General features: G+C 73.4%; 9 protein-coding genes. 4 read left to right on the plus strand and 5 right to left on the minus strand.

Translation table 11 applies throughout. The features are described 5' to 3' along the window. Positions 1-109 precede the first annotated feature (109 nt). Positions 110-1,090, plus strand: coding sequence for a magnesium and cobalt transport protein CorA (locus tag OP86_RS07075; RefSeq protein WP_030055571.1), 981 nt, complete (start codon positions 110-112; stop codon positions 1,088-1,090). A 43-nt stretch (positions 1,091-1,133) separates the two neighbouring features. On the opposite strand, the gene OP86_RS07080 is transcribed toward OP86_RS07075, so the two are convergent. Then, positions 1,134-2,180, minus strand: coding sequence for an LLM class F420-dependent oxidoreductase (locus OP86_RS07080; protein WP_030256292.1), 1,047 nt, complete (start codon positions 2,178-2,180; stop codon positions 1,134-1,136). A 252-nt stretch (positions 2,181-2,432) separates the two neighbouring features. Here OP86_RS07080 and OP86_RS07085 point away from each other — a divergent pair, with 252 nt between their 5' ends. Next, entirely contained in the window at positions 2,433-3,413 is a 981-nt protein-coding gene (locus OP86_RS07085) for an aldo/keto reductase (RefSeq protein ID WP_030055568.1), read from the plus strand. A gap of 59 nt (positions 3,414-3,472) precedes the next feature. Continuing rightward, the gene (locus OP86_RS38670) at positions 3,473-5,668 is read left to right on the plus strand and encodes a helix-hairpin-helix domain-containing protein (protein WP_051829782.1); all 2,196 of its coding nucleotides are present in this window, start codon (positions 3,473-3,475) and stop codon (positions 5,666-5,668) included. 74 nt (positions 5,669-5,742) lie between these two features. Here the strand turns inward: OP86_RS38670 and OP86_RS07095 are convergent, their stop codons facing one another. Further along, positions 5,743-6,348, minus strand: a complete 606-nt coding sequence (locus tag OP86_RS07095; protein ID WP_030256296.1) for a hypothetical protein — start codon at positions 6,346-6,348, stop codon at positions 5,743-5,745. A 363-nt stretch (positions 6,349-6,711) separates the two neighbouring features. On the opposite strand from OP86_RS07095, the gene OP86_RS07100 reads away from it, so the two are divergent. Further along, positions 6,712-6,921 carry a DUF5703 family protein gene (locus OP86_RS07100; RefSeq protein ID WP_033331193.1) on the plus strand — a complete coding sequence of 70 codons (210 nt, stop codon included), beginning with the start codon at positions 6,712-6,714 and terminating at the stop codon, positions 6,919-6,921. Between the two features lie 118 nt (positions 6,922-7,039). Here OP86_RS07100 and OP86_RS07105 read toward each other — a convergent pair whose 3' ends face one another. The 3 genes from OP86_RS07105 to OP86_RS07115 form a co-directional block, all read right to left on the minus strand. Beyond that, the gene (locus OP86_RS07105; protein WP_030055563.1) at positions 7,040-7,894 is read right to left on the minus strand and encodes a chaplin; all 855 of its coding nucleotides are present in this window, start codon (positions 7,892-7,894) and stop codon (positions 7,040-7,042) included. Positions 7,895-8,171: 277 nt separating this feature from the next. Further along, positions 8,172-8,417, minus strand: a complete 246-nt coding sequence (locus tag OP86_RS07110; protein WP_030055562.1) for a chaplin — start codon at positions 8,415-8,417, stop codon at positions 8,172-8,174. Between the two features lie 267 nt (positions 8,418-8,684). After that, positions 8,685-10,016 carry a M20/M25/M40 family metallo-hydrolase gene (locus OP86_RS07115; RefSeq protein WP_030055561.1) on the minus strand — a complete coding sequence of 444 codons (1,332 nt, stop codon included), beginning with the start codon at positions 10,014-10,016 and terminating at the stop codon, positions 8,685-8,687. Between the last annotated feature and the right edge of the window lie 143 nt (positions 10,017-10,159).

Below are 10,159 nucleotides of genomic sequence, written 5' to 3' on the forward strand. Positions count from 1 at the left end.
CCCGTACCGCACCGGGTTCCGCACCCGTTCCGTGCCGGTACCGCGCTCGTACGCCACCGGTTCCGCGCCCGTTTCGTGCCTTTGGGCCGCGTTCGGGTGACAATGGCGCATGATCGTGCACTGCGCCGCCTACTCCGACGGCCGCCGGATCGAGGCCCCCGAGGACTTGGCCGGCGCGCTCACCGCCGCCCGCGCGGCCGGTCCGGACGGCTTCGTCTGGATAGGCCTCTTCGAGCCCACCGCCGAGGAACTCGACCAGGTCGGCAAGGAGTTCGCGCTGCACCCGCTGGCCGTCGAGGACGCCGTCAGCGCCCACCAGCGCCCCAAGGTCGAGGCCTACCAGGGCTCGCTGTTCGTCACCCTGAAGACCCTCGGCTACGCCCCCGGCGCTCACGTCGTCACCGTCGGCGAGGTGATGGTCTTCCTCGGGCCCGACTTCGTGATGACCGTCCGGCACGGCGAGGACTCCCCGCTCGGCGGCCTGCGGGCCCGCCTGGAGCAGGAGCCCGAGCTGCTCCGCTTCGGGCCCAGCTCGGTGCTGCACTCGGTCGCCGACACCATCGTTGACGGCTACGTCGAGGTGGCCGCTGCGCTGCAGAGCGACCTGGACGACCTGGAGGCGGACATCTTCACCCCCACCCGGGTAGGCCGCGACACCGCCGGGCGGATCTACGGCTACAAGCGCCAGGTGATGTCCGTACGCCGCGCCACCGGCCCGCTGCTGGAGCCGATGCTGACGCTGGAGCGCGGCGCCCGTTTCGTCCGCCCCGAGACGGCGCCCTACCTGCGGGACGTCGCCGACCACCTGGCCCGGGTGAACGACCAGGTGGACGGCATGGACCGGCTGCTGTCCGACATCCTCAACGCCAACCTGGCGCAGGTCAGCGTGCAGCAGAACAACGACATGCGGAAGATCTCGGCCTGGGCGGCGCTGGCCGCCGTGCCGACGATGATCGCCGGCATCTACGGGATGAACTTCGACGACATGCCCGAACTGCACCAGCCCTGGGGGTACCCGGCGGTGCTGGCGCTGATGGCCGGGGTCTGCGTGGTGCTGCACCGGGTGTTCAAGCGGCACGACTGGCTGTAGTACCGCTCGCCGACCCGTCCGTTCGCCGACGCCGCCGCGCGAGCTACGCGAGCCCGGCGCGCTCCAGGGCCTCGACTCCCGTGCGCAGCGCCTGGATCCGCTCGTCCAGGGTGAACCCGGCCGGGGCCAGGGTGAGCGTGGTGACGCCCGCGTCGGCGTAGGCCTGCATCCGGTCGGCGATCCGGGCGGTGTCGCCGATCAGCGAGGTGGCGTCGACCAGGTCGTGCGGGACGGCGGCCGCGGCGCCCGCGTAGTCCCTGGCCAGGTACTTCTCCTGGATCTCGTCGGCGGCCTGCTCGTATCCCATCCGCCGGGTGAGCTGGTTGTAGAAGTTCTTCTCCTTGCTGCCCATGCCGCCGATGTACAGCGCGGCGTACGAGCGCAGGGCGTCGACCCCGGCCTTGATGTCCTCGCCGACGGCGAGGTTCACGGTCGGGCAGAGGTCGAAGCCGTCCAGCGTCCGGCCGGCCTTGGCGCGGCCGGCGGTCAGCGGGTCGAGGGAGAGCGCGGAGTGCTCGGGCGAGAAGAAGATGCCGAGCCAGCCGTCGGCGATCTCGCCGGTGAGCTCCAGGTTCTTCGGGCCGATCGCGGCGATGTACAGCGGGATGTGCTCGCGCACCGGGTGCACGGTGAGCTTGATCGGCTTGCCCGGGCCGCCGGGCAGCGGCAGCGTCCAGTGCGCGCCCTCGTGGACCAGCCGCTCGCGGGACATCGCCTTGCGGATGATCTCCACGTACTCGCGGGTGCGGGCGAGCGGCTTGTCGAACTTCACGCCGTACCAGCCCTCGGAGACCTGCGGGCCGGAGACGCCGAGGCCGAGGCGGAACCGGCCGCCGGAGAGGGTGTCCAGGGTCGCCGCGGTCATCGCGGTCATCGCCGGGGTACGGGCCGGGATCTGGAAGATGGCCGAGCCGACGTCGATCCGCTCGGTCTTCGCGGCCACGTAGCTGAGCACGGTCGCGGCGTCCGAGCCGTACGCCTCCGCCGCCCAGCAGACCGCGTAGCCGAGCCGGTCCGCCTCCTGGGCCACGGCGATGTTGTCGGCGTCCATGCCGAGTCCCCAGTAGCCGAGGTTGATACCGAGTCGCATCTGCCGCACCTTCCAGTGGGTTGGGGTTGGTGGCGAGGGTAACCGCGCCCGCGCCGGACATGCTACTGACGGGTAGTGGTGGGTTGGGTCACACCCGCACCACCGCCTCCGGCGGTGAGCGTTCTGCGGGTCTGCACACCTGCCCGTACCCCGGCCGCTACGCTCAGCCGACGTGGAGAGCACTCTCCCCACCTGCGCTTTCACAGGGCCACCGGGGCGCCCGGGGCCACCGGCCAGTGGAGGGCCCGTCCGATGGAGAAACGTCACCTGGGCCGTACCGGTCTGCAGGTCTCCCGCCTCGGCCTCGGCACCATGACCTGGGGCCGCGACACCGACGAGCACGAGGCCGCCGAGCAGCTCAAGGAGTTCGTCGACGCCGGCGGCAACCTGATCGACACCGCCGACGTGTACGCCGACGGCGGCGCGGAGTACCTGATCTCCCGGCTCACCGACAGCCTGATCCCCCGCTCCGACCTCGTCATCGCCACCAAGGCCGGCAGCGTCCCCGAGTCCGCCCGCCGCTTCGACGCCTCGCGCGGCCACCTGCTCGCCGCCCTGGACGCCTCGCTGCGCCGCCTCGGCACCGACTACGTCGACCTCTGGCAGGTGCACTCCTTCGACCCGACGACCCCGGTCGAGGAGACGCTCAGCGCCCTCGACATCGCCGTCACCTCCGGGCGCGCCCGCTACGTCGGGGTCTGCGACTTCAGCGGCTGGCAGCTCGCCAAGGCCGCCACCTGGCAGCACGCCCACCACGGGCGGGTGCCGCTCGCGGGGGCGCAGCTGGAGTACTCGCTGCTGCAACGCGGCATCGAACGCGAGGCGCTGCCCGCCGCGCTGGACGACGGGATCGGGGTGCTGGCCGGCTCGCCGCTCGGGCGCGGGGTGCTCACCGGCAAGTACCGGCACGGCGTCCCGCAGGACTCGCGCGGCGCCTCGCCGCACCTGACCGGGTTCGTCCAGCCGTACCTCGGAGAGCGCTCGCGGCGGATCGTGGACGCCCTCGCCACCGCCGCCGACGGGCTCGCCAGCAGCCCGCTGGCGGTCGCACTGGCCTGGGTCCGGGACCGCCCGGGGGTGGCCAGCGCGCTGCTCGGGGCGCGGACGGTGACCCAGCTGCAGGCGGCGTTGTCGGTGGAGGCGCTTACGCTTCCGGGTGAGATCCGTAGTGCGCTGGACGACGTGTCGTCCCCGGTGCACCGCTACCCGGACCAGGGGTGGACCGAGCTGTGACCAGCCGGTCGGGTCGTCGAGCAGAACGCGCAGTGGAGTGACCTTTGGAGCGGACGACGATGAGTGACACGGGGAACGGCGCTCCGGAGGAGACCTCGGCGACTCCGGCCGACAAGGCCGCGGCGATCGCGGAGCTGGCGGCGCGGATCCGCAGCATCGCGCCGCAGGGGTCGGGGCCGGGTGCTTCGGGGGCCTCGGTTCCGAAGACTCCGGCCGACCGACCGGCGGCGGAGCCGGAGGCAGCGGCGGGTGCTCCGGAGTCGGGCGGGCAGGGCGCTCCGGTGTCCACCCCGGCCGCCCCCGTTGCCCCGGCTTCCGTGGTGCCCGACGGGCCGCGCGGCGACGCGCTCCAGCAGACCACCGCGGTGCTGGCCGCGGGCGGCGCCCCCGCCGAGCTGGCGGCCGCCGCCGTGGCCGAGTTCGGCGACGACGCCGCCGAGCGGCTGCGCGAGGACCCGTGGGCGGTGCTGGGCCTGCCCGGCGTCCGGCCCGAGCACGCCGACCGCTTCGCCCGCGAGCTGCTCGGCCCCGGGGCCGAGCCGGGGGATCCACGCCGCGCCCAGGCGCTGGTGCTGTGGCTGCTGGAGCAGGCAGCACTGCGCGGGCACTCGGCCCTGGAACTCGCCGAAGTGACCGCCGGGCTCGACCGGCTCCGGATGCCGGACCCGGTCGCCGCCGTCCAGGCCGCCGTCGAGGACGGCCGGGTGCTGCCCGCCCAGGAGGAGCTGGCCGGGGCCGAGGCGCACGCGGCGGGCGGCGAGGACGACGACGAGCCGCCGACCCGGACGCTGCTCGCGCTGGAGCGGCTGGCGATGGCGGAGACCACCCTCGCCGAGGGTCTGCTCCAGCTGATGGCGACCTTCGTACCGGGCGAGGACGTCGAGGAGGAGGCCGAGTCCACGGACCTCGACTCGGACCCCTCCTCGGACACGTCTTCGGACGGCTCTCCGGAGGTCGACCCGGCGGGCGAGGAGTCGGGTGGCACGGCGGAGGCCGAGGACGGCGGCGAGGCGGACGCCACCGCCCCCGCGGCCCCCGCCGCTCCCGGCCCGGCCGCGTGGGCGGCCGCCGCCGAGGCCGCGCCGTCCTCCTCCGCGACCGCCCTGATCCAGGCGGTCGCCGACAGCGCCCTCGTACTGCACACCGGCGGCGAGGCGGCCCGCGCCGAGCCGGCCGCGCTGCTCACCGCCGCCCGGGGCCTCGGGCTGCGGGCCTGGGCCGCCACCTGGACCGACCAGGGCCGGACGTCCTTCGCCGCGCTCGCCGGAGCCGGAACCGGAACCCAGACCGACGCCGGGGCCCCCGTGGTCACCCTCGCCGAGCTGCTCGCCGGCACCGCCGGCCCGGGCCGCGCGCCGGACGGCATGCTCGCCCTGGACCTGCTGGTCGTCCTGGACGCCCCGCTGCTGGACGTCGAACTGGCCGCGACCGTCGTGGAGTCGCTCGCCGACGGCACCCGGCTGGTGCTCAGCGGCGACCCTGGCCAGCTCTGGTCGGCCGGGCCCGGCCGGTTCTTCGCCGACCTGCTGGCCGCCAAGGCCTGCCCGGCGGTCGCCTCCCGCACCCCGGACTTCGGCCCGATCGGCGAGCTGGTCTCCGGCGTCGGCATCGGCGAGCTCCAGCCGGTCGACGCGCCGGACAAGGAGGTGGTCATCCTGACCGCCAAGGACGCCGGCGAGGCCGTCCACCGCGCCATCCAGCTGCTCACCGACTCCATCCCGCGGGCCCTGGGCATCCCCGCCGAGCAGGTGGTGCTGCTCACCCCGGGCCACGGCGGCGCGGCCGGCACCCGGGTGCTGAACGCCGCCGCCAAGGCCCGGCTCAACCCCGGCCCGGGCCGGTTCGGCGGGTTCGACCCGGGTGACCGGGTGGTCGACTCCCCCGCGCCCGGCATCGCCCGCCCGGCCCGGGTGCTGGACGGCGACGCCACCGGCCTGCACCTGGAGTACGCGGACGGCTCCCGCCGCACCGTCCCGCCCGCCGAGGCCGCCCGGCTGCGGCACGGCTGGGCGCTGACCGTCCACCAGGCGCTCGGCCGCCGCTGGCCGGGCGCGGTGGTCGTGCTGCCGGAGGACGCCGCCCCGGCGCTCACCCGGCAGTGGGTCTACACCGCCTTCGGGCGGGGCGAGCGGCACCTGTCCGTGGTGCACGCGGCGGGCCCGGCGCTCGTCCAGGCCGTCGCCGAGCGCCCGGCGCAGCCGCGTACCACCCGGCTGCGGGCGATCCTCGCCGAGAACGCCGCCCCGGCGTACTGAGCCGCACGGCGTGCCGACGGGCGGGCCCCGCTGTCCTGGGCCCGCCCGTCGTCGCGTCGTTCAGTCGTCGCCGTTCAGTCGTCCGAGTCCTCGTCGTCGTAGACCTCGCTGACGTCGAACCGGCAGATCAGCAGCTGCGGATCGGCGTGCTCGAAGGGCTCCGGCAGCCACTCCCCCGGCTCGGTCGGCTCGGCCGCCGCGACCCAGAGCGTCGAGTCCGCCTCCTCCAGCCCGAACTCCTCGCTGCGGGCGGCGATCTCGTCCGGCTCGTACTCGCCGAACAGCACCCCGATCGCGGCGTTGACCTCGCCCGCGCCGGCGCCGCCCGGGGTCAGCGACTCGTCCAGCCGCTCGGCCTGGGCGCGCAACCGCTTGGGGTCGACGACGTGGTAGTCACGGCGGATCAACACGCTGATCGCCTCGGGCTCTTCGGGGCCGTGGTACCCGCCGGGGCCCTCGTCCCCGGGGATCTCGAAGGGCGTGACCTCGTCGTAGGCCTCGTACAGGAGCTGGTCGTAGGCGATGGCCGCCGTCGCCAGCTGCTCGTAGGCGGCGGACACGGCGGGATCATCGGCTGCGTTGGGGCTTGACACCGCTTCCAGATGACGGTCGATGGCGGCCTTGACCGCCTCAGCGGCGGCGCGTACCTCGGCAATGGTGGGCTGCGCGGCATCAGACATGGTGCAGACGCTATCTCCCCGCGGTGTCGGTACGCACAGCGGTTGTCACCTACACCCGCGATTTCACCGCAACTTCCCCCCTGATGTCCGATCTGTACACGTACGTCCCCCTGCGGAACCGGCGCGAGACGGGCCCGGAGGGCGCGCGGCGGGCCCGGCGGGGCCGTCCGGGTACCGCATCACGCGCCGGGATCGGGGTATCCCCTCCACAGGAGCAACGGAACTGATGCACTGTCAGCCGACTGCCCGGGGTGCGGCCCCCCGGGCTGCCGTTCCCGCACGGGAGGACGGCCGGAAATACCCGGGCCGACTGTCCGGGGCAGGCCGTAGGCTTGCCCGAAGGTGATCCTCAGGAGGAGCGTTTTGACCCCACGGAATCCGGTCCGGCAGCCGGAGTACGAGTACCAGTCGCTGCGCATGCCGCGCGGCACCACGCGAAACGCGGCGCGCCAACTGCTCACCGAGCACGCCGAGTACGGCCACTGGGAGCTCGACCGACTGCGGCTGTTCCCCGACGGCAGCCGGACGGTCCGGCTGAAGCGGAGGATCATCCGCCAGGTCCGGAACTGGTGACGGGCGGGGCGCTCCGCCCGACGCGGAGCCTCGCACACGACGTTCACGCACCCGCACCCGCGGCCGCCGGTCGATCCGGCAGCCGCGGGTGCGTCGTTTCCGCGGTGGGTGCGCTACCTCAGCGGGCCCCGGCGCGGGCGCGACGGTAGAGCACGCCGCCGCCGAGCAGCAGCGCGAGCCCGGCCGCGCCGAGCAGCTCGACACCGCCGGCCCCGGTGGAGGCCAGCTGGCTGTCCGCGGCCGGGGCGGCGGCCGGGACGGCCTGGGTGCTCGGGCTCGCGCTGTTGACGACCGGCGCGGCGGGCGCCGCGGGGGACGGGCCGCCGGTGCGCGGGAGGCCCGGGTTCTCCTCGCCGCCGTTGTGCGGCGGGGTCGGGTGGCTGGGCTCCGGGCAGTCGTCGCCCGGCTTCGGGGCGGGCGTGTGCACGGGCGCGGGCGGCTGTGCCACGTTGCCGCACTCGTTGCCGAAGGCCGGGTTGGCGACGCCGACCACGTTGACGGAGTTGCCGCAGGCGTTGATCGGGACGTGCACCGGGGCCTGGACGCTGTTGCCGGACGCCACCCCGGCCGAGTTGGCGGCGGTGCCGGAGGCGGAGGAGCCCGAGGCGGTGGTGCCCTGGCTCCCGCCGGTGCCGGAACTCGCGGTGTCGCCGTTGCCCGTGTGGCCACCCTGCCCGCCCTGCCCGCCCTGCCCGCCCTGCCCGGGCGTGGGCGCCGCATGGCGGCCGTCGCTGACGTTGGCACAGTGGTTGCCGTAGGCCGGGTTCAGCAGGCCGATCACGTCGACCGTGTTGCCACAGGCGTTGATCGGCACCTCGACCGGCACCTGCACCGAGTTCCCCGAGGCGACGCCCGGCGAACCGGCGGCACCTCCCTGTGCCTCGGCGCCCGCGTAGGCGTAGCCGGCGGTCGAGGCCAGCACACTGCCGGTGGCCACGGCCGTGAGGATGCCCTTCTTGGCTACATTCCTCATGTTTTCCCCTGACGTTTCGAGACGACGTGTCGACCTTGACATGAACCTTATGAAAGTCGGAATTTCCGTATATCCGTAAATCACGCAGGGTCTTTGGCTGCACAGGATTTAACGACAGGCCGACGGGGAGGTTAGGCCGAACGAAGCAGCTTCACCCGATCGAGCGATCGTGCCGTACTCGGGTCTCCGGGGACGCGAAGACCCCCGGTGCGGCGCGTCCGCCGCCCGGGGGCCGGGTCGAGTCCGCTCAACGGGCCTCAGCGGCCCGGAGGTCGACTCAGACGTTGGCGCAGTGGTTGCCGAACGCCGGGTTCAGCACGCCGATCACGCTGATGGTGTTGCCGCAGGCGTTGACCGGGACGTGCACCGGAACCTGGACCAGGTTGCCCGAAGCGATACCCGGGGAAGCCACGGCCGCGCCCTCGGCACCGGCACCGCCGTGAGCGGATGCGACACCGGCGGCGGCGAGCACCAGGCCACCGGTGGCGGCGGCGACAGCGGCGATCTTCTTGACCTTCATCATTCCTCCTGTACGGACAACGCAACCCGTTCGGCGGGCTGCACAGGGAAGAACGACGCTGCGGCAAACGGGGTACGGAACAGATTTCCCATTCACCCGCAACGGTGAGGTCTCGCACATATGGTCGGCGCCGAATTCTCGGCAGAACCGCTTCTGTTGATCTCCTTCGACCCGTCCCACAATCATCAGCTCGGACAATGCGGTCGGCCCGCCCCCGGCACCCCGGGAGCGGGCCGACCCAGTCGCCTGATCAGTGCCCGGTGCGCGCGGTCAGCAGGCGTCGATGAAGCGGTCCAGGACCCGGACGCCGAACTTCAGGCCGTCCACCGGCACCCGCTCGTCCACGCCGTGGAACATCCCGGCGAAGTCCAGCTCCGGCGGCAGCTGCAGCGGCGCGAAGCCGAAGCAGCGGATCCCCAGGTCCTGGAAGGACTTGGCGTCCGTCCCGCCCGACAGGCAGTACGGCACCGCCCGGGCGATCGGGTCCTCGGCGCGCAGCGCGGTCTGCATCGCCTCGACCAGGGCGCCGTCGAAGCCGGTCTCGATCGCCTTGTCCGAGTGCAGGCTCTCGCGCTTCACGCGCGGGCCGAGCACGCTGTCCAGCTCGGCCAGGAACTCCTCCTCGTAGCCGGGCAGGAAACGCCCGTCCACGTGCGCGGTGGCCTGACCGGGGATCACGTTCACCTTGTACCCGGCGCCGAGCATCGTCGGCTGGGCGGTGTTGCGCAGCGTGGTGCCGATCATCTTGGCGATGCCGCCGAGGACGCGCAGCGTCTCGTCCATGTTCTCCGGGTCCAGCTCGACCCCGAGCGCGTCCGAGAGCTCGTCCAGGAAGGCCCGGACGGTCTTGGTGATCCGCAGCGGGAACTGGTGCCGGCCGAGCCGGGCGACCGCCTCGCACAGCTCGGTGATCGCGTTGTCGTCGTTCTCCATCGAGCCGTGCCCGGCCCGGCCCTCGACCGTCAGGCGCATCCAGTGCATGCCCTTCTCGGCCGTCTCCACCAGGTAGAGGCGGACCTGGTCGTTGACCGTGAAGGAGAAGCCGCCGACCTCGCCGATCGCCTCGGTCACGCCCTCGAACAGCCCCGGGTGCTTGTCCACCAGGAAGCGCGCCCCGTAGGTGCCGCCCGCCTCCTCGTCGGCGAGGAAGGCCAGCACGATGTCGCGCGGGGGCTTGCGCCCGGTGCGCAGCCGGTCGCGGATGACGGCCAGCGTCATCGCGTCCATGTCCTTCATGTCGACCGCGCCGCGCCCCCAGACGCAGCCGTCGGCGATCTCGCCGCCGAACGGGTCGTACGTCCAGTCCGCGGCGTTGGCCGGCACCACGTCGGTGTGGCCGTGGATCAGCAGGCCCGGGCGGGAACGGTCCTCGCCCTCGATCCGCACCACCGTCGAGGCCCGGCCCTTGGCCGACTCGAAGATCTTCGGTTCGAGCCCGAACTCGGCGAGCTGCTCGGCCACGTACTCGGCCGCCTTGCGCTCGCCCGGGCCGGAACCGTCACCGTAGTTGCTGGTGTCGATCCGGATCAGATCGCGACAGATCCCGGCGACCTCCGACTCAGCAGTCACCTTCGACGCCGCCGACTCGCTCCGCTCGCTCACGGTCACTCCTCGTCTCTGGCCCGCACCGACGCACCAGCGCGCCACCCCCAGGACCTGCACCCGGGCCGTACGAGCACGTCCGTCCATCCTCCCCCAGCCCCCGACCCGGATCCAGCCCCCGCACGCCCTCGAAACCCCCTGGT

This window comes from Streptomyces novaecaesareae (genome assembly GCF_000716875.1).
GTDB lineage: Bacteria > Actinomycetota > Actinomycetes > Streptomycetales > Streptomycetaceae > Kitasatospora > Kitasatospora novaecaesareae.

Coding starts and splice junctions, on each gene's coding strand:
- OP86_RS07075 (WP_030055571.1), top strand. CDS start 110: ATGATCGTGCACTGCGCCGCCTACTCCGACGGCCGCCGGATCGAGGCC.
- OP86_RS07080 (WP_030256292.1), bottom strand. CDS start 2,180: ATGCGACTCGGTATCAACCTCGGCTACTGGGGACTCGGCATGGACGCC.
- OP86_RS07085 (WP_030055568.1), top strand. CDS start 2,433: ATGGAGAAACGTCACCTGGGCCGTACCGGTCTGCAGGTCTCCCGCCTC.
- OP86_RS38670 (WP_051829782.1), top strand. CDS start 3,473: ATGAGTGACACGGGGAACGGCGCTCCGGAGGAGACCTCGGCGACTCCG.
- OP86_RS07095 (WP_030256296.1), bottom strand. CDS start 6,348: ATGTCTGATGCCGCGCAGCCCACCATTGCCGAGGTACGCGCCGCCGCT.
- OP86_RS07105 (WP_030055563.1), bottom strand. CDS start 7,894: ATGAGGAATGTAGCCAAGAAGGGCATCCTCACGGCCGTGGCCACCGGC.
- OP86_RS07110 (WP_030055562.1), bottom strand. CDS start 8,417: ATGATGAAGGTCAAGAAGATCGCCGCTGTCGCCGCCGCCACCGGTGGC.